The 20468-nt window shown below is 48.7% G+C and carries 20 protein-coding genes and 2 pseudogenes; 5 read left to right on the forward strand and 17 right to left on the reverse strand.

What is annotated here, in order from left to right; genetic code table 11:
* Nucleotides 1–19: 19 nt before the first annotated feature.
* The 4 genes from L3V45_RS15225 to lipA form a co-directional block, all read right to left on the reverse strand.
* Nucleotides 20–790 (reverse strand): TIGR01457 family HAD-type hydrolase, encoded by a 771-nt coding sequence (locus L3V45_RS15225; RefSeq protein WP_015387764.1) that lies wholly within the window; start codon nucleotides 788–790, stop codon nucleotides 20–22.
* Nucleotides 791–823: 33 nt separating this feature from the next.
* Nucleotides 824–1258 (reverse strand): DUF86 domain-containing protein, encoded by a 435-nt coding sequence (locus L3V45_RS15230; protein ID WP_003151930.1) that lies wholly within the window; start codon nucleotides 1256–1258, stop codon nucleotides 824–826.
* A 25-nt stretch (nucleotides 1259–1283) separates the two neighbouring features.
* Nucleotides 1284–1559 (reverse strand): YutD family protein, encoded by a 276-nt coding sequence (locus tag L3V45_RS15235; protein ID WP_003151928.1) that lies wholly within the window; start codon nucleotides 1557–1559, stop codon nucleotides 1284–1286.
* Between the two features lie 218 nt (nucleotides 1560–1777).
* Nucleotides 1778–2674, reverse strand: a complete 897-nt coding sequence (gene lipA, locus L3V45_RS15240) for a lipoyl synthase (protein WP_003151923.1) — start codon at nucleotides 2672–2674, stop codon at nucleotides 1778–1780.
* Nucleotides 2675–2875: 201 nt separating this feature from the next.
* Between lipA and lytH the strand changes: the two genes are divergently transcribed.
* Complete coding sequence (lytH, locus tag L3V45_RS15245; protein ID WP_024085755.1) at nucleotides 2876–3853, forward strand: L-Ala--D-Glu endopeptidase; 978 nt, start codon at nucleotides 2876–2878, stop codon at nucleotides 3851–3853.
* 37 nt (nucleotides 3854–3890) lie between these two features.
* Here lytH and yunB read toward each other — a convergent pair whose 3' ends face one another.
* The 6 genes from yunB to L3V45_RS15275 form a co-directional block, all read right to left on the reverse strand.
* Nucleotides 3891–4649, reverse strand: coding sequence for a sporulation protein YunB (gene yunB / locus L3V45_RS15250; protein WP_024085756.1), 759 nt, complete (start codon nucleotides 4647–4649; stop codon nucleotides 3891–3893).
* A gap of 126 nt (nucleotides 4650–4775) precedes the next feature.
* Nucleotides 4776–6170: a bifunctional metallophosphatase/5'-nucleotidase gene (locus L3V45_RS15255; protein WP_236837059.1), complete on the reverse strand. Its 1395-nt coding sequence runs from the start codon at nucleotides 6168–6170 to the stop codon at nucleotides 4776–4778.
* A 17-nt stretch (nucleotides 6171–6187) separates the two neighbouring features.
* Nucleotides 6188–7009, reverse strand: a complete 822-nt coding sequence (locus tag L3V45_RS15260; protein ID WP_043867388.1) for a sulfite exporter TauE/SafE family protein — start codon at nucleotides 7007–7009, stop codon at nucleotides 6188–6190.
* 19 nt (nucleotides 7010–7028) lie between these two features.
* On the reverse strand, nucleotides 7029–7880 hold the full coding sequence (locus tag L3V45_RS15265) for a DUF72 domain-containing protein (RefSeq protein WP_014305754.1): 852 nt from the start codon (nucleotides 7878–7880) through the stop codon (nucleotides 7029–7031).
* A 26-nt stretch (nucleotides 7881–7906) separates the two neighbouring features.
* Nucleotides 7907–8260, reverse strand: a complete 354-nt coding sequence (locus tag L3V45_RS15270; RefSeq protein ID WP_044052931.1) for a YunG family protein — start codon at nucleotides 8258–8260, stop codon at nucleotides 7907–7909.
* Between the two features lie 72 nt (nucleotides 8261–8332).
* Nucleotides 8333–9697 carry an allantoinase gene (locus L3V45_RS15275; protein ID WP_069473572.1) on the reverse strand — a complete coding sequence of 455 codons (1365 nt, stop codon included), beginning with the start codon at nucleotides 9695–9697 and terminating at the stop codon, nucleotides 8333–8335.
* Nucleotides 9698–9876: 179 nt separating this feature from the next.
* Between L3V45_RS15275 and L3V45_RS15280 the strand changes: the two genes are divergently transcribed.
* Nucleotides 9877–11472 carry a PucR family transcriptional regulator gene (locus L3V45_RS15280; protein ID WP_160249216.1) on the forward strand — a complete coding sequence of 532 codons (1596 nt, stop codon included), beginning with the start codon at nucleotides 9877–9879 and terminating at the stop codon, nucleotides 11470–11472.
* A gap of 122 nt (nucleotides 11473–11594) precedes the next feature.
* On the opposite strand, the pseudogene L3V45_RS15285 reads toward L3V45_RS15280, so the two are convergent.
* Nucleotides 11595–11856, reverse strand: a pseudogene (locus L3V45_RS15285) (XkdF-like putative serine protease domain-containing protein); the annotation flags it as partial.
* A 98-nt stretch (nucleotides 11857–11954) separates the two neighbouring features.
* Between L3V45_RS15285 and L3V45_RS15290 the strand changes: the two are divergent.
* On the forward strand, nucleotides 11955–12314 hold the full coding sequence (locus L3V45_RS15290) for a hypothetical protein (RefSeq protein WP_043867394.1): 360 nt from the start codon (nucleotides 11955–11957) through the stop codon (nucleotides 12312–12314).
* A 63-nt stretch (nucleotides 12315–12377) separates the two neighbouring features.
* Here the strand turns inward: L3V45_RS15290 and L3V45_RS15295 are convergent.
* The 5 genes and pseudogenes from L3V45_RS15295 to allC all read right to left on the reverse strand — a co-directional run.
* Nucleotides 12378–12543, reverse strand: a pseudogene (locus L3V45_RS15295) (hypothetical protein); the annotation flags it as partial.
* A gap of 687 nt (nucleotides 12544–13230) precedes the next feature.
* Nucleotides 13231–13467: a hypothetical protein gene (locus L3V45_RS15300; RefSeq protein ID WP_164691664.1), complete on the reverse strand. Its 237-nt coding sequence runs from the start codon at nucleotides 13465–13467 to the stop codon at nucleotides 13231–13233.
* 32 nt (nucleotides 13468–13499) lie between these two features.
* The gene (locus L3V45_RS15305) at nucleotides 13500–14696 is read right to left on the reverse strand and encodes an MFS transporter (protein WP_003151906.1); all 1197 of its coding nucleotides are present in this window, start codon (nucleotides 14694–14696) and stop codon (nucleotides 13500–13502) included.
* Between the two features lie 121 nt (nucleotides 14697–14817).
* A complete protein-coding gene (locus L3V45_RS15310) occupies nucleotides 14818–16029 on the reverse strand; it encodes a pyridoxal-phosphate-dependent aminotransferase family protein (protein WP_407045302.1) in 1212 nt (403 codons plus the stop codon).
* Between the two features lie 60 nt (nucleotides 16030–16089).
* Nucleotides 16090–17331, reverse strand: a complete 1242-nt coding sequence (gene allC, locus L3V45_RS15315) for an allantoate deiminase (protein WP_160249213.1) — start codon at nucleotides 17329–17331, stop codon at nucleotides 16090–16092.
* Nucleotides 17332–17550: 219 nt separating this feature from the next.
* On the opposite strand from allC, the gene L3V45_RS15320 reads away from it, so the two are divergent.
* Nucleotides 17551–18420 carry an endonuclease I family protein gene (locus L3V45_RS15320; RefSeq protein WP_003151902.1) on the forward strand — a complete coding sequence of 290 codons (870 nt, stop codon included), beginning with the start codon at nucleotides 17551–17553 and terminating at the stop codon, nucleotides 18418–18420.
* 44 nt (nucleotides 18421–18464) lie between these two features.
* Here the strand turns inward: L3V45_RS15320 and L3V45_RS15325 are convergent, their stop codons facing one another.
* Nucleotides 18465–19571: an ABC transporter ATP-binding protein gene (locus tag L3V45_RS15325; protein ID WP_043867399.1), complete on the reverse strand. Its 1107-nt coding sequence runs from the start codon at nucleotides 19569–19571 to the stop codon at nucleotides 18465–18467.
* A 155-nt stretch (nucleotides 19572–19726) separates the two neighbouring features.
* On the opposite strand from L3V45_RS15325, the gene L3V45_RS15330 reads away from it, so the two are divergent.
* Nucleotides 19727–20455 (forward strand): transcriptional regulator FrlR, encoded by a 729-nt coding sequence (locus L3V45_RS15330; protein ID WP_012118372.1) that lies wholly within the window; start codon nucleotides 19727–19729, stop codon nucleotides 20453–20455.
* The last annotated feature ends 13 nt before the right edge of the window (nucleotides 20456–20468 follow it).

A 20468-nucleotide genomic window follows, 5' to 3' on the forward strand; every position in this document is an offset into this window, starting at 1 on the left:
CGTCATGGCCGTCCCTTTTTTATAGATGTTCAATCCATTCGGTTAAAGAGTCAATCGCATATGTCGGCTTCCGGTCGTAATCTGCCATATGCTCACGCTTTGTCACTCCGGTATGAACCAGCAGCGTATCCATGCCCGCATTGAGGCCGGCCATAATATCCGTTGCATAGTTATCGCCGACCATGAGTGTTTCGGAAATATCCGTTCCGAGCACACGCATCGCCTGTTCCATAATAATGGATTCAGGCTTGCCGATAAAGACAGGCTCAACGCCCGTTGACACCGTCAAAACGGATGTGAGCGAACCGTTCCCTGGTAAAAGCCCTCTTTCAGTCGGAATGGCGACGTCGCCGTTTGTTGAAATGAACCGGGCGCCGTTTCTGATCGCAAGGCATCCCGTTGCCAACTTTTCATATGTAATGCCGCGGTCGATTCCCACAACGACAAAGTCCGCGTTTTCTTCTCCGAAGCTCAGCCCGTTTTCTTCAATGGCCTGGCGGATGCCTTCTTCGCCGATCACATACACCGACGCGTCTTTTTTCTGCTGGGCGATATGCTGCGCAGTCGCCATGCTCGTCGTGAAGACCTGCTCTTCAGTTGCCGGAATGTCAAAGCTCATCAGCTTGTCCGCCACCTGCTTCGGCGTCCGGGAAGAATTGTTCGTCACGAATAAATACGGAATGCCGCGCGCTTTAAGCGTTCTCACGAATTCACACGCTTCTTCGATTTTTTCCGTCCCGTTGTACATTGTGCCGTCCAAATCTATCAAATATCCTTTATAATCCTTCATACTCAACACTCCTGTGGATTTTCTCACTCGTTGTTATTTAAATGCGGAAACAGGCCCTAATTCTGTTTCCAGGTAGGTTCTTACACGGGCCGGAAAGGCTTTCAGCACGTCCCTGTTTGACGTGATCAGCGTAAACAGCTCCTGATGATCGGCTTGCTGATATTCCTGAACAAGCCGCTTTCTGGAAGAGATCAGCTGCTTGAGCTTATTCGCTTCATCCTCAGCTACCACCTTTTCATCCGTCAGAATATCCATGATGTCGTCATAACTCCCCGGATCGCGCATGATAAAGCCGTCAATCATATCATTTCCGACATCGAGAATGCATTCGATCATAAGATGGCTGATCCGCTCAAGCGCTCTTTTTTCGATTTCGCTCTGCCATGCAGGCGTGCTGTCAAACAGCGCCAGCTGGGTCTCAAAAAAACGGAGTGTTTGTTCGATATTATTTCTGTCAACAAAATACACGTGACAGCATCCCCTTCTGCATCAATTATTTTCTGATTCGTTTTAAAACAAAATACGCGCAGCCGAAATTGCAGTATTCGTAAATGTATTCGTCCAATGTGCTGATTTTCGTTTCAAAGGTTGCTTTTTGATTCTGGTCATCAAAGAAGCCTTTGAGCCGCAGCTGACTGTATCCCCAGTCTCCCACAATGTAATCATATTTATTTAATATGTCCGAATAGCGGGCTTTGAACGCTTCTTCATTAAAGCCGTTTTTAAAATCGTGTACGAGTTCAAACTCGGCATTTTGAATAAGAATCATGTCTTCACCTCTTTTATCACTCTTTACTATCATAATTCATTGACTTCTGTCCATCAATTGCAAAATGAGACGGTTCGGATGGACGGAAAAATTTTCCCCTTTTATATCCAGTGTAGCGGTTCTGACGATCCTTATTCAAGAATGACTTTTTCCCTGCACAGACGGCTCCATCACAAAAAACCCAAAACCTGCGGCGTTTTGGGTTTTTTCGGCTTATCTTATGCTTGGGCCTGGCGTTTTTTAGACGCTTCGTTCACTTGTTCATCCGCATGATAGGAAGAACGGACAAGCGGGCCTGCTTCACAGTGGCTGAAGCCTTTTTGCATCGCGATTTCTTTCAGTTCGGCAAATTCGTCCGGATGATAATATTTTTGGACTTTTAAATGTTTTTTCGACGGCTGCAGGTATTGGCCGATCGCCATGATGTCGACATTGTTCGCAAGCAGGTCGTCCATCACTTCAATAATTTCTTCCTTCGTTTCGCCGAGACCGATCATAATGCTTGATTTCGTCGGGATGTCAGGCTGCATTTCTTTCGCACGGCGCAAGAATTCCAAAGAACGGTCATATGTTGCGCGGGCCCGGACTCTCGGTGTCAGGCGGCGGACGGTTTCAATGTTGTGGTTCAGAATATCAGGACGGGTATCCATTAATGTTTTCAGGTTGTCGTAATTTCCGCCCATATCGGATGGCAGCACTTCAATTGTCGTGAACGGGCTTTTTCTGCGGATCGCCCGGACCGTTTCCGCAAAGACGCCTGCTCCGCCGTCTTTCTGATCATCACGCGCCACGGCCGTGATGACGGCGTGCTTTAAGTTCATCAGTGCAACCGAATCAGCTACGCGTTCCGGTTCCTGCAGATCCAGCTCAGTCGGCAGACCCGTTTTGACAGCGCAGAAGCGGCATGCTCTCGTACAGACGGAACCGAGAATCATGAACGTCGCCGTACGTCTGACAGCCCAGCATTCATGGATGTTCGGGCATTTTGCTTCTTCACATACGGTATGCAGATTATTTTCACGCATTAATTTTTTCAGACCCGTATAGTTTTCATTCGTGTTCAGCTTTATTTTGAGCCATTCCGGCTTTCTCAGATGCTCGTCTTTCTTTGCCATTTCCCCATCATCTCCATTATCCCTTTATTCATGTTCGTGTGCGAAAAATTTCTATTTCACGATGGATATAAAACTTGCAGATTTCTATTCAATAGTCACTTTAACATAGGAAAAATTTCTCGACAAGGGAAGAGAATTACTTACATTTTCTCGGATTGTTGCCGCAAACTAGTTGTATTAATCCTGAAAGGAGATCATGTTGTGAAAGTTCTGTTATCTGCTCTTCTCCTTTTATCAGTTTTCTGTCCGGCTGCAAGCGGGAAAGAACAATCGGCTCCTGTTTACGGTGAACGGATGCAGTTGTACCGCAAAGCCGAAGCAGTCACGCAGATTCCTTGGTATGTGCTTGCGGCGGTTGATCAATATGAAGAAAATGTCCGCTCGAACCGAAAGGATCTGCCGGAAAAAGCGGGAATCATCAGCATTTATATTCCGGATCATTTGTGGAGCGGGCCTGAAAATCCAAATCCTAAGGACGAGGCGCCCCTCAGCATTAAAGTATTTGACGGGATCGGCCTGGACGGCGACGGCGACGGAAAAGCCGAGGTCAGCAATGATGAGGATATCCTTTATACATTTGCACAGTATTTAGCGGGATTCGGAACGGATCTTGACCATATCCGCATCGGCCTCTGGAATTATTACCGCCGTGATCAGACGGTCGGCATTATCACCGAATTCATGACACTGTTTAAAACGTTCGGCCGCCTTGATCTCGGAGAGCACGCTTTTCCGCTTCCCGTGAAGACGGATTACAGCTACCGCAGCACATGGGGCGCCGCGCGGGGTTTCGGCGGGCGCCGGATTCACGAAGGAACGGATCTGTTCGCTCATTACGGACTCCCCGTCAGATCGACCTGCTACGGTATTGTTGAAATGAAGGGCTGGAACCGTTTCGGCGGCTGGAGAATCGGCATCAGGGATATCAATAACACGTATCACTACTTCGCTCACCTGAACGGCTTTGCAAAAGGTGTGCATAAAGGCCAGATCGTCAAACCCGGAGAGGTGATCGGCTCTGTCGGCAGTTCCGGATACGGACCGCCGGGCACCGCGGGAAAATTTCCGCCGCATCTTCACTACGGGATGTATAAAGATAACGGCAGATCGGAATGGTCTTTTGACCCGTATCCCCATTTAAGGGCATGGGAGCGAAAAGAAATCCGCAGGAAAAAGTAAACACACAGCCGCCAGGAAAGATTGCGGCTGTGTGTTTTTATTTATCTTTCTTCTGTTTTTCACTCGGCAGCTGGACAGAAGGCGTCACACCTGATCCGCCGCTTCCGTTATAAAACTGCGGCACCTCTCCTTGAATCGCTTTAATGGAGACCGGAATATTATTTGTGACGACTGATGTCTTACTGGCAAACGGAATAATGACCTTCACTTTAATCTCCACAAAAATACTGATATCGATCAGGGCATTGTTAATGCCGTACGGCTTTATTTTTGTTTTCACATCAGTTAACGCATCACCGATCAGGTTAAAGCGCACGGGGATTTTCGGCCCCAGATTTCCGAGAACGCTGTTACCCGTGACCTGCCCTAAAGGGATGTTAATCATAATTTCATCGGCCGTTTTCGCGCCTTTTTCCGTTTCATGCTGCTTATTGTTCGACTCCGCTTCCTTCAAATGAGCCTGAAGCTGCTTTGTCACTTTCGCCTTCATGCTGTTGACCATTTGTGTATTAAAATCCATCGTTGTGACTTTTCCGTTTTCATCCGTTTTCATATCGACCATATCTTTCACATTGTCGCTGTGAGACATGTATTCTTCAATGGATTCCGTAATGACCTCTGTCGCCACCCGTTTGGTTTCCATTTCTCCTATGTTCATCAGCACCGGTTTGATTGAGGAGTTGATCATCCAGAGGCTGATGACCGTCGATATGATAAAAAAAGCAAACGACAGAAGAAGCACATATCGAAAAGGCAAAGGCCCTCTCTTGCGAAGAGCGCTCCGGTATCTAGGCAAGAAAAATCCCCCCTTACATATCACAATGTATGCTTGTAAGAGGGGACATAGTATTTTATTTTTACTCTTAAAAAGTCCCGCTTACCTTCATTCGGGTGAGATGGAACGGCCGGCGGATATTTGACATTACGGCTGCCGCGCGAGCTTCCAGGCGAGCAGATCTCTTAAAAACTCCGGCATAAAGTATTGTTTTTCTTTTGAATCGCGGATGTAAGGGAACAGCTTGCCGAGTGTAAACATGTCGAGAACGGCAACCGAGTATATCCGCTCCGGATCCACCTCTTCTCCGTTCACTTTCACATTGAGGAGATGCGTCACACCGTCTTCAAGGATGCCGGCCTCTGCCTCCGCTCCGGCATATACCATCCTGCCCATCACTTCCCCGCGGAAGCCGAGGCCTTTAATCCGCAGCTGCTCCATTTGTTCCGAGGCGGCCTGGCTGATTGTTTCCCGGAGTTCCCTGCCTGAAAGACGAACGGCGACCGGATTGATCGGATGAGGGCAGATGCGGTGCAAGTCAAGTTTTGTGACAGGCCCCTTCTGTAAAGACCCCAAAATGACGCCTGAATTCACCATGCTGACTTCACAGCCGCACCAGCTTTTCAGCGCTTCGGCTAATAGAAGCGGGAGCGGCGATTCCTCAAACCACTTCACGCCGGCTTCTTCATTCAGATTGGCGACTTGTACGGAGAGCAGGTTTTCCGCTTCCCGTTCTTTCTCTTTCAGAAAAGCCGCCGTATCTTCAGATTCCCCGTGCCAATCAGCCATTTTCTGTACAGATGCCTGTTTGCTGACAATGGTTCGTGATTCACTTTCTATCGTCAGCTCGACACAGCCGACATAGTTCCCGTATTTCTCCGCACATGCAAGCAATACGCCGTTTATATCCTGTCCGTCCTCAAGAAGGTGGTGCGTATGTGATTCAAGAATGACATCGATGTCGGGAAATTTTTCCGCTGCGGCCCGGTCATCGATCAGGCCTAAATGAGAAAGCAGAATGATGATGTCCGCTTTACCCTTGATATCGTCAAGTGATTCTTGAATGCTTTTTTCCGCATCCGTCACCGTCCAGCCGAGTTTCTGATAGACGGGATAATACGGCACCGTGACGCCTAGTATGCCGGCGGTCATCCCGTTTTTCAGCGTTTTGATCACGTAGGGCTCGGCCCATTCCGGGCGCTGTCCGTCCGCGTCAAACAGGTTGGACACAATGACGGGAAACGCGGCATGAGTATATAAATCCGCCAGCTCATCATGAGGCAGCGTAATCCCTTCATTATTCCCGACGGCAGCCGCATCAATCTCAAGACGGTTTAACAAGTCGACATTCGCTTTGCCGAAGGTCGCTTCCGTTATCATTTGGAATCGGTCCATATGATCGCCGATGTCGAATACGAGTGTTTCCTCCCCGTCCTTTTCATGCTCACTTCTCTTCTGCTCAATATAATGTACGATTTTCGGCCAATTTTCGAAATGGCTGTGCAAATCATTCGTATGATATAAACGGAGCTTCTCTAACATACCATCTCTCCTACCTTTTAGCTGAATATCCCTTGATAAATCAATTCACAGCCGATCAAAATCAAGACGACCCGCATGAAAAGCACGATCGTTTTCGTCTGCACCCGCTTATTGACCCACGCGCCCATTTTGCCGCCGAACCACGCGCCCGGAACGAGGCACAGCGCATACAGCCAATTGACATGGCCCTCTGCGATATGTGACACGGAACCCGTCACGGAGGATAAGAAAATGATGAGCATTGACGTCGCCACAGCCACTTTCGGCGGGAACAAAAATAACAGCATCATGGCCGGAACCATAAGAGAGCCGCCGCCGATGCCGAAAAGACCGCCCAATAAACCGACGAAAAAGGCAATGGCGATACCGGTAAAAATACGGTACGAATATGTATAAAGCTCACCCGATTCATCCTCATATGTCCGGATCATGCCTTTATGCGCTTTATTGACCGGTTTTGCTTTCGTCTTCAGCATTAATGTAATAGAAATCAAAATCATAAAAAGTCCGAACCAGACGGAAAACGTATGCGCATTAAAAAGTTTAGACAAATACGCGCCGATGATGCTTCCCGGGCCGGAACCGATAAAAAAGATCAGTCCGCTTTTGTAGTCAACGGTTTTATATTTCATATAGGCCAGAGTTGATGACAGGCCCGTAAAAATAATCACCAAAAGGGACGTGCCGATGGCAGTCTGCGGTGTTACGTCATGGAAAAACGGGGTCATCGTGCTTAAATAGAGCATCGCCGGCACGATGATAATTCCTCCCCCAAGCCCGATCAGGCTGCCGACCGTTCCCGCGATAAATCCCAATATGATCAAAATAAGATAAGACATGTGTCTTGAAACCTCTTTTCTAGCTGAATAGGTCGAGCTGCTTCGGAGCAAGCCCGGTATATGAGATATTTAACATTTCAAGCATCTCAAGCCCGTTATCGGCGGCGTCTCCGCCTGAGTTATTGTTGAACAGCACATACAGATTGCGCGACTGCTTTTTCAGCTCCTGAAGATTGTTTTTCCAATCTTTGAGCTCCTGTTTGTTATAGCGGTATAAATATCTGACCTCACGCCAGTTTTGTCCGCCGTCAGGTTTGATCCAGCCCTGCTTGTTCCGTCCGTGAAAACGGACAAGCGTTTTTTCTTCATCCGTTGCTTTCAGGACGGTCGGAATGCTGCCCTCGCCGATTTGCGGCTCGTCACATATGCTGTGAATCCAGCCTTCCTCCTTCATAAAGGAAAGCGTCTGTTCGTAAAATGGCGGGGAAAACCAAGACCGGTTGCGGAATTCAAGCGCGCACGGGATATCGCCCATCTGCTGCCTGCACCATCTTAAATATGCGACGTTTTCTTTCTTGCAGTCAAACCACGGCGGGAATTGGAACAGCACCATGGCAAGCTTTCCATGCTCTATATACGGCGATAATGACAGCTTAAACGCCTCAAACATTTCTTCCTTCGATTCAAAGGGAATATCGCCGCGCTGATGACCCGTCATTCCTTGATATGCCTTAATGACAAATTGAAAAGATTCCGGCGTCTCTTTGACCCATCTTTCGTTATTGCGGGCGGGCTGTATCGCGTAAAAGCTCGCGTCCAGCTCAACGATGGGAAAATGGGAGGAATACGCCTGCAGTTTTTGCGGGCCCGCTGTTTTAGGCGGATAGATGCTGTCATGATCCCCCCACCCCGTCAGTCCGATATAAATCACAATCCTTCACCTCTCATTCTAGTTTATCACAGGTGTTTTTCTCTTTCCGTTTCCATGTTTTTTCTGAATGCACTTTTCAGGTAACGGTACTGATGTTCATTGGTGTCCGAAAATGCCTCATCTCTGGAAGAAAGAATGTGCTGATAGACGATCGGCTCTGAAAACTGACTGCTCGTGAAATCATATATCTCCCCGTCTATTCGATTATAAAAATGCCAGCTTGTGCCGGTTTTTGTTTTGAGAATGTCACCGCCGTAAACATCTTGGATGACTAAAGCCGTCACGCCGCACTGGCCTGTGGCCGGGCAATCTTCCGTCCATTTTGTACTGGTCTTGCACGACCAGGATGCCGTTAATATGTTCAAGATTTGATCATACAATGTGTTTTACTCCTTTTTATAAAAAGATACCACGAGACCCGCTTTCCAAACGACAAAAAAAGCCGATTCTCATCAGAGAATCGGCTCTTTTATTTCAGAAGGCTTCAGAAATGTTCCGAAAGCCCCGCTCTGCTTACGACCGCCATCCTGGTACACACAGCGCCCCTTGCTGTAGGTCGCAGCAATTCGGTATGGAAAGGTGCGGCCTTCATACAGGCTTTGCTTATGTTTGGAAAACATCGTTTCTTTTGTGACGGTAAAAGGTTCCGGCCGGACAATGGCAAAATCAGCGTCAAATCCTTCTTCAAGCCGGCCTTTATTCGTTAAACCGAAACGTTTGGCAGGTGCTTCTGCCGTCCATCGGGCCACATGTTCAAACGGAATCCCATGATCGATCGCTAATTGAATCATGCCGAGAAGCGTAAATTGGCCTCCGCTGATCCCGCCCCACGACAGGAACATATTATCCTCGCGTTTCAAAGACGGATGACAGGGAGAATGATCCGAAGACACCATATCAATCAGGCCATCAGCCAAAACCCCGATCAATTCCTCTTTATCAGCCTCTGAGCGGAGCGGCGGAGCGCATTTGGCAGCCGCCCCTTTTTTGAGGAAGTCTTCAAAGCTGAATAATAAGTAGTGCGGACACGTTTCAACGGTGACATCCAATCCGTCTTTTTTCGCCTGCTGAATGGAGAGCACGGCCCGTTTCGTGCTGATATGTACAAAATGAAGCGCGCATCCCGTCGCTCTTGCATATTCAATCGCCCGCTGCACAGCCTCGCATTCGGCTTCTTCCGGACGGGAGGAAGCGTAAGCGCGGGCATCAATTTTCCCTTGGAGCGCGTACTCGGCTTCAAGGAATCGGGTGAGGGCGTCGCTTTCTGCGTGCAGGGCCAAAATCCTGCCGCACGCCGCGATTTCCTTCATTCCCTTTAAAAGAGTCCGTTCATCGGCTGATTGAAATTCATCCGTTCCCGATTTAGACAGAAACGCTTTAAACCCGATTGCCCCCGCTTCTGCCATCGGCCGGATATGTTCGGTATACCCGGGCATCAAACCGCCCCAAAGCGCAAAATCAACCGCTGACTTCCGTTCGGCGATTTCCGCCTTTGCCAGCAGGTTTTCAGCAGTTACCGTCGAAGGAATGCAGTTAAGCGGCATGTCAAAATAAGCCGTACAGCCGCCGGCAGCAAGCATGTTTGAGCCGGTTTCAATGCCTTCCCATTCTTCGCGTCCGGGTTCATTGAAATGCACGTGACAATCGACCGCGCCCGGAAACACATACATGCCGTCTGCCTGCACCACTTGTTCCGCGTTTTCGTCAATGCCGGGCTCGATCAATGCAATTTTCCCGTCCTTGACGGCGATATCGGCCCGCTCTGTCCCGCCTTTTCGCACAGCTTTCGCACCCTTTACAATTACGTCATAGGCCATTTTATCTTCCTCCCTGTAAGGATGACGATTTTCTGTCAGTTTTTATCACAACATGCGTCTATGATTGCCAGTTTACTGCTACTATGATCGTAATACATCAGCAAAACCGCTATAATTTTTGATGATTTTTATTCATATTAACCAATGGTTGTCTTTAGAACCTGAAAGGAGATTGACTGATGAACATTTATGATGTAATGAAGATTCCCGCTTATGAGCGGGCCGCATTAATCGCAGGCAGATCCGGCGGCTGGAGGGAGGTGCAGCACGTCAACATGATGGATGCGCCGGACATCGCTGATTTTTTACATAAAAACGAATTGCTCGTCACGACGGCTTACCACTTGAAGGACCGCCCGCAGATGTTGAAAGATTTAATCCGCCTCATGGCAAAACGGGGATGCGCGGGACTGGGGATCAAAACGAAGCGCTATCTTAATGTCATTCCGAAAGATGCCGCGGAGCTTGCCGACCGGTATGAATTTCCGATTATTGAGCTTCCGGAAGACATCAGGCTGGGAGATATCGTCAATGCTACACTGAGCCATATTCTTGATATGCGTTCAAATGAGCTGCAGCAGGCCATTTACGCCCATAAAAAATTTACAAACCACATCATGAGCGGCAAAGGGCTGCAATCCCTGCTTAAGAAGCTCTCAGACATCCTCCGGCTTCCCGTGCTGCTTTTGGATCAGCATACAAAACTCTTATCATCGTCCCACAGCATACCCATTGACACGTCTTTATTGAAAAACATCTGTTATTCCTTTTCCGGTCCTTATTTCACCTGCTTTTCCATGCTCTCCGACAGAAAGGCGTATTCTGTCCTGCCGATTCTGAATGTTGAAAAAAACTGCGGTTATCTGGTGATTCCGGAGCTGGTGCAGACCGCTGATAAAGGCATGATTTTGACAATTGAACAGGCGGCCAACGTCATTTCCTTTGAACTGCTGAAAGAAAATGCCGTCAAACAATTCGGCAGACGGGCGCGCAATGAATTTTTCAGCAATTTCATCGACCGCTCGTTTACCGGCCATGAAGAAATCAAAAGCCGCGCCAAAGAATTCCGGCTTCGCTGGGATCAGAAATACATGTGCATTTGCGGAAAACTCGACCGAAATGAGAAAACGATCAGCTTTACCGAAAATCAGCTCGTTTCCGATCATGTATTTGATCTGCTTGAAGGGGAGCTGTCATCCTTTCCGTTTCCCCCTCATCTCTTTATTAAAGGAAATGTCGGTATTCTTTTAATTGAAGCGACAGACAGCTGGAATGAAATGCACGCGTCTGTCATCAGCTTTTTGGAGCAGTTTCAGAAACAGGTCCGGACGCAGTTTAAACGGACTGTCTCCTTCGGCATCTCAAACATATGCCAAAAGCTGATCGATGTCCCTGACGCTTTTACTGAAGCTTCAGACGCCATTTCATCCGGGCATTTGTCCAGAAGCGCGGAGTTTATTCAAATCTATCATGCCAAAGACGTGCCGGAGCTGCTCCGCCTGCTTCCGGCGGAAGATGTGAAGAAGTTTTACGAAGCCACCCTCCAAAGCCTGGCCGATCGGCAAAAGGAGGACCAGAGCCTGCTTCATACACTGTCTGTTTACCTGGAGACCCACTGCCAGATTTCAGAAACGGCTAAGCGCCTGTACGTCCATCGAAATACGGTGATCTATCGTTTAGAAAAATGCGAGGAACTGCTCGGCAAAAGCTTAAAAGATCCGGAGACGACGATGCGCCTGCGGCTCGCGCTGAGAATGCAGCGGCTGATCGGTTAAAATTTAGCCATAGACCAGGATGCGGGTGTTCTCCCGCATCTTATTTAAGGGAGAACATTCAGCTAAATCCTCAAAAAATGCTGCCATTGATATCATCAGGCTTTTTCGATATTCGGGATGCAACCGATAATCTCACCCTTTTTGATTTCATCCTAAACTGCCTCGGAACCTTTGTCACAAGTATCCATGACCCTTTTTTGATGGTTTCGCCATTCATTTGAAAATCAGCGGGGAGCGACACAAGACTCAACCACTTCCCCAACGCCGCCCTGAAAGTCATGCTGCTTTTCCTTTTCTGATTTCATAAAAAAACCGCTTTTGATTAGCAGCCTTATCTACGTAAGAAACATGTATGATGTTTGCATTTATCAATTCACTTGGCATGTGTTCACTCATTTCAAAGAATATTTAACAATTTCTCCATCGTTATATTTCCATTAAGTGTTATTGTTATCCTATAAATACCAAAAGGAGGTTTTACGTTGAAACTAGCTAAAAATGCTTTGTTATCACTTGCAATTGTTTCATTCGTTTTCGCGCCTTTTTTTAACTCTTCAGCATCAGCCGTCGGTCCCTCTACTAAAGTGAATAAGAATTTGTTTCAATCTCAGTCTGAAACCCGCGTCAATTTAAAAGTAGGAGAGATAAGGAATTATTCTACTTCTGGTAATCGCATTACCTTTAATCCTATGGGTTATAACCCTCCTGCTGTGACATGGAAAGCTTTAGGTACTGACTACAAAACCATTCAGGTATTTGCAGTCGCTAAAGGAGAAGCCTGGATTGAATTCTATGATGATTCCTCCACTTGGAAAACCCGATACCATTTTGTAGTTCAGTAATAATCCGAAGAGATAGATTCTATCTCTTCTTTTTAATTAAACGATTGCGACGTTTTGAATTTTTTATTTTTCCTCAACTGACAGTCCCAAAATCTCGTTATCTACTACAGCGAGACAGAACGCAGTGACAATGAACCCGCTCAGCGGCGGAAAGCTTTGTGTCTCGCGGATACATACAGGTTTCGCTGCTTCCTGGTATCTTGAATTCTTCGTCAACACCAACAGTCGAACACATCAAGACCAAAAACCGCTTCTGACAGGCCGCGCAAGGGGATTTTATAAAATTTCTGAAAAAGGAGGGGCGCTTCCCCTCCGTGAACCGTAATAAAGCTTCGTGTGTTGGCTAATGGCTGTCTGGATAATGGTCTCACTGTCATCCTGGAAAGATCACTTACTTCTATAAGTCTTTCTTTTTAACAGAAACCGCAGATATAGCAGCAGAAATAACTATCCGCTCCGCTTCTTATGCACTCTCTGTAACATGGGGAATTATAAAAAGGAGGGCGCGCGGAAACATAGGGGGAGCCCCCTGAATGAGTCAATTGATGGGCCCATGGATAATAATTAAATTCTTGCCGCTGATACAAATGGAATGACGGGTAATAATACAACATTTTCAACTCCTTTTCCGTACACCATATTGTACTTACCGACATCCTTTTTAGATGATTGTCTCTTGCATAATTGTGTGTTGGCCTAATTGCGGGTTTTAATCTGCAAAATTTTCATGCAGGAGAACCATCACAACATCTTCCGGGAGAGGTTTTATAAGATAACCTCTCCTTGTTGTCACCAATCGCCCCCTACTGAACAGTTCGTATTATTTCAATGACCCGTTTTATCAGAATGCTCTCCCCCTGCATACGAAACAGCAAGCCCCAAAACCCTGCTTTTTCCTTCTCAGCATTTACGCCGCTCAATGTTGTCCCTGCCTGCCTGACTGCCTTCTTTTTTGATCAACTTCCGGCAGATCAAATTCGTCAGACTCGTCAAGCGATAAAGCTGGTTTTACTTTATCTACACCTGTTCCGGTTTCCATTCGCGCCATGCTTGAGCATACGGAACAACTGTTTTCGCTATATGATTTTCCCTCTATGCGCATCTCTGCAATTTCAGAGATGCAGACAGCCGCAGAATAAACGACAATCAGCAAAAAGCCTCCGGATACCCGGAGGCTTTTGATTCTTATCCTTGCTGCGTGAACGGCCGGGTCTGTGTCTTTTTGCCCCAGCCAAGCGCGGCCAGAAAACTGATGGCGAGAATGGCCGCTCCCAGCATATACGGAAATTCCATATTTACATCAAAGAGAAAACCGGCGGCCGACGGCCCGGCGATATTCGCTAAGCTGATGAATGAGGTGTTCATCCCGCCGGCAAACCCCTGCTGGTCACCGGCGAGCTTCGACAGCATCGTATTAACGGCCGGCCGGAGCAGCGATGTCAGCGTCAGGAAAAAGATTGCCGCGGCAAAAACGGCCCAATATGAACCCGCAAACCGGCACCACACAAGTCCTGCAGCAGCCCCGATCAACGTCACGTTAATGACGCGCTTTTCCCCGAACCTGCGGACGAGATAACTGACGCCGACCGCCTGCACAAACACGCCGATGAGACCCGCAGCCGTAATAATAAAGGCAATATCAGAGGCTTTAAATCCGTGTTTATGGTCAACGTAAAGGCCGAAAACGGATTCAAAGTTCATAATTCCGAAGTTCAGCACAAAAACCAGAATCAGCATAAACGCGAACGGCGATTTGAGCGCGCGTGACATTTGCTTAAACAGATGCTCACGTTTTTCCGTTTTTGACCGGGCTTCCAGCTGCTTTTCACGCCCCAGCGTTTCGGGCAGAAAGAAAAATGAAAGAACGGTTGAAAAGCAGGCGAGACTTGCGGACACGATGAACGGCACAGACATGCCGTAATGAACCAAATAACCGCCGACACCGGGTCCGATGACGACACCGAGCGTCATCGCCGCGCTGAACAGCCCCATTCCTTTCCCGCGTTCTTCCTCGGTCGTAATATCCGCAATGTAAGCGAACATTGACGGCATTAAAAACGCCGCGCCCATTCCGCCCAAAAGGCGGGATGCGAACAATTGCCACAGGCTTCCGGCAAAGGCGAAGATCAATTGTGACACGGCAAAGGCGGCAATGCCGAAAATAATCAGTTTCCGCCGTCCGTATTTGTCGGTTATTTCCCCGGCAATAGGCGCAAATAAAAGCTGTGTAAGCCCCGCCGCCGCAACAAGCAGACCCATCGTGCTCCCCGTCGCTCCGAATTCGGTAATATATGCGGGCATAATCGGAATAATCAATCCGATCCCAAGCATCGCAATAAACATATTCAGCATTAAAATTGACAATCGTCCCATGTACGCCATGATTTCTTACCTTCTCCCCAGACAAACAGATGATCATTCCATATTTGTCATTTTTTATAACATTCAGTATAACGGGGAAAAGGGAAAAAAGTCCAGATGATTTCAATCTCGTTTTCATATCTCATGACAGCACACCGGTTTCAGCCGGCAGATCATATATGTTAAGGGCCGCCTGCAGCGCTTCCCCGGCTTTAACTGCAACTCCGTGTCTGATCAGAACCGCTTCAAGTCCGGCCAGCACAAACAGCACATTTTCCTTTCTGCAGCTGTAGCCCATCGTTCCGATTCTCCAAATTTCCCCCTGCAGCGGACCGAACGAGCTGGCGATTTCAATTCCGAATTGAGACAAAAGCATACTCCTGATCGATTCGCCGTCTGCTTCCGGCGGAATCTTCACACATGTGACGACAGGCAGCTTCGCCTCCGGATCGCCGAATAAATCAAGGCCCATCGCTGCAAGTCCCGCCGTAAGCGCTTTTTCATGGCCCTGATGCCTGCGGAACCGTTCTTCAAGTCCTTCTTCCAGGACAAGGCGCACACCCTCCCGCAGCGCATAAAGCATTGCTGTCGCTTCTGTATGGTGATTCAGCCTTCTTTCACTCCAATAATCTTCGAGCTGGCTCAGATCAAAATAGTTGCTCGTAACCGGCCGATGACCGGACAGCATTTTACCGTCAGCTGCCGTTGCAATGCCACGTTCTACCTTTTTACGCGCGGCAATGACAGCGGCCGTCCGGTCATTATAAGTAATCGGCGCCATTCCGGAAGGGACCGATAGGCATTTTTGCGTTCCCCCGATGACTGCGTCAATCTTCCATTCATCCGTTTTTACGGCGCATCCGCCAATCGTGGCCACAGCATCCACGATAAAGAGTGCATCTTGGGCGCGGCACGCTTCCCCGATTTCTTTCAGCGGATGAATCCGCCCCGTTGATGTTTCTCCGTGCACCATAGCGACGATTTTCGGGGAAATCTTTTTCATCTCGCCGATAATCTCTTCAGGCCGGAAGACCGTTCCCCATTCACACTCGATCGTATGAACGTCCGCTCCGTACCGCTCGGCGATTTCAGTCAGCAGGTGTCCGAAGCGTCCGTATATCGGAACGAGCACGCTGTCGCCAGGTTCTATCAAACTTGCGAGAACAGCCTCAATCCCCGCTCTTGATGTGCCGTCAATCGGATAGGCCCAGCGGTTTTCCGTTTGAAACAATTCACGGAGCATTTGCATCGTTTCGTTCATGATGCCGGTAAACGCCGGGTCAAACTGGCCGAGGATCGGAGCGCCCATCGCCCTCAGCACTCTCGGTTCAGCTTCAGTCGGTCCCGGTGTCATAATCGTTCTTTGCGGAATGCACAATTCTTTTCTGGTCGGCACGCCGATTCCCCCTTTACGTTAATAGGCAAGTTTATGTAATACATTCGCCAGCGTAAGGACGCCGGTTTCAAGCTGATGTGCGGGTGTGAATTCAAGCGGCGAGTGACTGATCCCGCCACGGCTCGGCACAAACAGCATGCAGGCCGGAAAGGTTCTGCCGAGCATCTGGGCGTCATGTCCCGCTCCGCTTACGATCTTCTCCGGGTCCGCCCCCTGCTCTTTTGCAGCCTCTGCTGCGGTTCGTGTCAGTGTCTGATCCATTTGAACCGGCTCTATCCTCATATATTCATCAATAAAGGGTCTGACTCCTTTGCTGCGGCTGATGTTTTCAATAATCGACACCAGTTTCTGACGGAAGGCTGCCAGCACGTCTTCCTGCTGATGGCGAATATCAACGGAAAACTGGATACGGCCCGGAATGACATTCGCCATATTCGGCTCAACCGTCATTTTCCCGCACGTCAGGCGGAGCTCTTCCGGCTGTCTTTCCGCTGAGAGCATGAGTTCATGGATGATGCTGCTTCCCGCCGCGAGCGGATCTTTCCGCCATTTCATTGAAGTGGTCCCCGCATGGTTGCATTCACCGTCAAGCGTAACGGTATAGCGTCTCTGTCCGGCAATCCCGGTGACAATCCCGATATCCTTTCCCGATCGTTCAAGCGTTTGCCCCTGTTCTATATGAATTTCCAGAAAGGCACTAATATCAGTGCGCAGCGGCGCCGGATAACGGCCTGCACCGAAGCCGTTCTGCCGCATGGCTTCTTTCAGAGAAATGCCGGACGCGTCTTTCGGCGTTTCCGCATCTGAAAGCGAGAAAGCACCGGTGATATTGCCTGAGCCCCAATAGGTGATGGGAAAACGGCTCCCTTCCTCTTCACAGAGCGACACAGCCTCCAGCGTTTTTTTCGGACGCCCGCACGTCTCATGCAAATGCCGGATCGCCAGCATGCCCGCCAGCACGCCGAACGCACCGTCATATTTGCCGCCGTCAATAACGGTGTCAATATGCGACCCGGTCAGAATCACCTCATCAGGCGATTCTGTGCCGTTCAGACGGCCGAACACGTTACCGACATCGTCAAATGCCGTTTCCAGCCCGAACGCCTCCATTTTCTTTTTGACGGCAAGCTGGGCGTCCATCCATTCTTTCGTATATAAAAGCCTCGTCACTCCGCCGGAAGCGGAAGCGCCGAATTGAGACAGCCATTGTATGTCATCGGAAATCCCGATATTCGCCGCCGAAAGCTGCTGATGTTCCATACACGCCCTCCTTTTAAACTGAAAAACTGACAAGATGATCTTCATTATAGAAGGAGCGCATAACGAGTTCATTATCATATCTTCCAAAAAATCAATGATTTTCCGGATACTTTGACCAAGAAACCGCCCCTCTGTCCCATAAGCCGAAGGAACCATTTTTCAAAAAAGATAGAATATTAGATTTATTTTTTGGATAATAGAGGTAAAGGAGGGCAAGTCATGACAAAAAAACTTTGGTTTCTGCCGATTGTCTGCCTGTTTTTCATTTTGGGTTGGACCGCGCCGTCAGCCTCTGCGGGCGCGCCGGCTGACACGAATCTGTACAGCCGGCTGGCGGTTTCAACTGCCGGCGGCACAACTCTTTTTCCGCAAACTTCCTCAGCTGTCATCACTCCGTCTGCGGATACGGAGACATATTACAAAGAAGCTTCCGGAAAAAGCGGAACAGCCTTAAAGAGCGCCCTGCACCGCATCATCAGCGGACATACAAAGCTGTCTTACAGCCAAGTATGGAATGCATTGAAGGAAACTGACGAAGATCCGGCAAACCCGAACAATGTCATCTTGCTCTACACCCAGGAATCACGGGCCAAAAGTAAAAACGGCGGCAGCGTCGGGGACTGGAACCGTGAACACGTGTGGGCAAAGTCACACGGAAACTTCGGAACAGCTGCCGGCCCCGGGACGGACATTCATCATCTGCGCCCTGCAGACGTCCAGGTGAACAGCGCCAGAGGAAACATGGATTTTGATAACGGCGGCTCAGAATACCCGAAAGCGCCGGGCAATTATTATGACGGTGATTCCTGGGAGCCGCGCGATGAGGTCAAAGGAGACGTCGCCCGCATGCTGTTTTACATGGCGGTGCGTTATGAAGGCGGCGACGGGTATCCCGACCTTGAGCTGAATGATAAAACCGGAAACGGCTCAGCTCCTTACATGGGAAAACTGTCCGTTTTGCTCAAATGGAATAAACAAGACCCCGTCGACAGTAAGGAAAAACGGCGGAACGAAATCATTTACGAAGACTATCAGCATAACCGCAATCCGTTTATCGACCACCCGGAATGGGCGGACGAAATCTGGTAATCGTTAAGAAGTGATAAGGGAGCCCCATCATCAGGCTCCCTTTTTCAATATACGGCGTTTTCAGTGTCGGCATCAAAAAACACGGCCCGGTTCATATTGACCGCAAGCAGAATGGCATCGCCGGGTTTCACCTCTGAAGCGCCGTCAAGGCGGATCGTCATGCGGTCATCTCCGCTCACCGCATGAACGTACATCTCCGCGCCTAAGTTCTCACATACTTCCGCCACAGCGCGGCACACCGCTTCAGGCGGGTGCTCTGATTGTCCGGCAAGCGTCAAATGCTCCGGACGCAGCCCCGCAGTCATCTCCTGACCGCTGTATCCTTTCTGCACAAGAACGGCCGCTTTTTCTTTCGGAATGGGCAGACGAACGGACGAACCGGCAAAATACCATTGCCCGTGACTTTCTTCTATGACGCCTTTTATAAAATTCATACTCGGAGAACCGATAAAACCCGCCACAAACATATTCGCCGGATAATGATAAATCTCATGGGGGCTTGCGGCCTGCTGAATATCTCCTTCATTCATCACGACAATCCGGTCGCCCATTGTCATCGCTTCCGTCTGATCATGCGTCACATAAACGATGGTCGCTTTCAAACGCTGATGGAGCTTGCTGATTTCGGCGCGCATCGTCACACGCAGTTTCGCATCTAAGTTGGAAAGCGGCTCGTCCATCAGAAACACTTTCGGCTCCCGCACGATCGACCGGCCGAGCGCAACCCGCTGCCGCTGTCCGCCTGAAAGAGCCTTCGGTTTCCGCTTGAGCAGATGCCCGATTTCCAAAATATCAGCGGCCGTCCGGACTCGCTCTGCGATTTCTTTTTTCGGCAGCTTTCTGAGCTTCAAACCGAACGCCATATTATCAAACACCGTCATGTGGGGATACAGCGCGTAATTCTGAAAAACCATTGCGATATCACGATCCTTCGGGGGCAGATCGTTCACCGCGTCTCCATCGATATAAAGCTTCCCTTCAGAAATGCTCTCCAGTCCGGCAATCATTCTGAGTGTCGTAGATTTGCCGCAGCCGGAGGGACCGACAAGCACCAGCAGCTCCTCATCCTTTACATCTAAGTGAAAATCCTTCACTGCCGCCGATTGGGCGCCGTATGTTTTTTTGATATGGTCAAATGTTAATGATGCCATTCGAAACCTCCTCCAATACTGGAAACCGCCACATCTTTCTGTTATGTTAAAAATGTTCGGGGTTTCTGACAGATTCATAAATGAAAAGCAAATTTGTATTATAACGTCATAATACATATAATAGTACTACTACTTGACAAAGGAGGTCCGTCCCATTGTTAAATAACGGGAGCTCGAAACCTTTATATATTCAGCTGAAACAAATTATCGCGGACGATATCAAGAAGGGCGTTTATTCGCCGTCCGTAAAACTGCCGACTGAAAATGAGCTGTGCGAAACGTACAACGTCAGCCGCATAACAGTCAGGAAGGCCATCCTTGATCTTGTGGAAGAAGGCTGGCTCGTCCGGCAGCAGGGAAAGGGAACGTTCGTTAAAAGCCCTAAACTGAAGCGGGAGCTCATCGCGGTCAACGGCTACTCTGAATTTATGGAATCAACGGGAAAAAAACCGAAACACCAGATCCTTTCCCATGAAATCATTGAAGCGCCTAAATCCATCGCTCAAAAACTTCGCGTCGCTTCCGAAAGTCCCGTTCTTGAATTAAAACGCATTTTATTTCACGACGACCAGCCGCTCTCATTCGAAATCGCCCACTATCCGCTCAGTTTATTTCCCGACATCGGCAAGCATATTAAAGGCGGCGTGTCGATGCATGACATTTTGAAACAGCACTATCAGGTGGTGCCCACCCATAATACGAAACTGTTAAATGTCGTATACGCCAAGCAGGAAGAAAGCCGCTATCTGGCTTGTGATATCGGGGATGCGCTTTTTGAAATTGACAAAACCGCTTTTATGTCAAAAGACCAGCCGATATACAGCTCGCTGTTTTTAATGCATACCGACCGCGTCACGTTTACCATTAACAGCCCCTATGCGTAACAAGTATAAAAAA

The organism is Bacillus sp. R45 (assembly GCF_021729365.1).
Classification (GTDB): Bacteria; Bacillota; Bacilli; order Bacillales; family Bacillaceae; genus Bacillus; species Bacillus velezensis.